Origin of the sequence: Actinoplanes sp. NPDC051633, assembly GCF_040681735.1 — a bacterium.
Lineage (GTDB): Bacteria > Actinomycetota > Actinomycetes > Mycobacteriales > Micromonosporaceae > Actinoplanes.
In genome coordinates this window covers 1-1,461 of sequence record NZ_JBFAZH010001571.1, presented here as the reverse complement: position 1 = coordinate 1,461, position 1,461 = coordinate 1, and the positions used below count along the sequence as shown (strand labels likewise).

The window sequence follows — 1,461 nt, the reverse complement described above, 5'->3', positions numbered from 1 at the left end:
CCACCCACCTTCCCCTTCGGACGGTCGGCGTCTGGGTCGCCGACATCGTCCGTCACGTGCACGCCCGACGCCGGCTGCTCCGCGCGGCCCGCAGGCCTGGAGGTTCCACATGAGCTGGGAGTCCCCGCAGCGGCTGTGGCTGCTGCTCGCGGTGGTCGCGCTGGCCGTCGCGTACGTCGTGATGCAGCGCCGCCGCAGCCGGTATGCCGTGCGGTTCACCAACCTCAAGCTGCTCGACCGGGTGGCGCCGAAGCGCCCGCAATGGCGCCGGCACGTCCCGGCGGGTCTGTTCCTGGCCATGCTCGGGCTGCTCGTGGTCGGCTTCGCCCGGCCCACCGACGAGGTGCAGGTGCCTCGGGAACGCGCCACCGTGCTGGTCGCGGTCGACGTGTCCCGCTCGATGCTGGCCGACGACGTGGCCCCCGATCGGCTCAGCGCCGCGAAGGCCGCGGCGAAGGAGTTCGTCGCGAACCTGCCCGAGGAGTTCAACGTCGGGCTGGTCGGCTTCGCGGGCAGCGCCTCGGTGTTCGTGCCGCCGGTGACCGACCACTCGGCCGTGGTGACCGGTGTCGACCGGCTCACCGAGGGCGCGGCGGGCCGGGCCGGCACGGCGATCGGCGATGCGATCGCCACGTCGCTGGACCAGATCCGGACGCTGGACGCGCAGGCCGGCGAGGACACCCCGCCCGCGCGGGTGGTGGTGCTGTCGGACGGCGCGAACACCGCCGGTCAGGATCCCGCCCAGGCGGCTCAACTTGCCGCCGAATTGCAGATCCCGGTGGACGCGATCTCGTTCGGCACCGAGTCCGGCAGCATCGGCGGCGGTCAGGCGGTGCCGGTGGACGGCGCCACGTTGCAGGCCGTCGCGCAGACCTCCGGCGGCAACTACTTCGAGGCGGGCAGCGCGGACGAGCTGCGCAACGCGTACGCCGACATCGGCAGCTCGGTCGGCTACCAGACCGAGGTGCAGGACGTGTCGGCCCGCTTCATCGGGATCGGGCTGGCGCTGGCCGCGCTGGCCGCGATCGCCTCCCTGTTCTGGTTTGCCCGGCTGCCGTGAGGAGCGCGACATGACAATGACAACGGGATTGGGCGGAGAACCGCGAGGCCCGGACTTCCTCTCGCCGGGCTTCGACGACCGTGCGACCGGCGGCGGGACGAAGGGGGGCGGCGGTGACGGGCGGCACGCTTCGCCCCGCGACGCGCGACGCTGGCCGCTTCTCGCCGCTGCCGGAGTCGCCGTGATCGCCGTGGCCGCCGGATCCGGCGGCCTGGCCGGGTACTACTCCGGCGCGGGCGATGAGCCTGCGGAGGCCACCGATCCGGCCGCGGCTCCGGCACCGGCGCCGGCGGGCGTACCGTCCGATCTCGTCGGTGCGGCCGCCCGCGCCCTTCCCGGCGTCGTCTCCGTGCGGGCCGGCCAGGGATCCGGATCGGGCTTCGTCTTCGACAGCCGCGGCC

Annotated in this window: 1 protein-coding gene and 1 pseudogene; both read left to right on the top strand. The window is 74.1% G+C overall.

What is annotated here, in order from left to right; genetic code table 11:
* The first annotated feature begins 109 nt into the window (after positions 1-109).
* The gene (locus AB0M20_RS43230; protein ID WP_364307278.1) at positions 110-1,060 is read left to right on the top strand and encodes a VWA domain-containing protein; all 951 of its coding nucleotides are present in this window, start codon (positions 110-112) and stop codon (positions 1,058-1,060) included.
* 10 nt (positions 1,061-1,070) lie between these two features.
* Positions 1,071-1,461, top strand: a pseudogene (locus AB0M20_RS43225) (hypothetical protein); the annotation flags it as partial.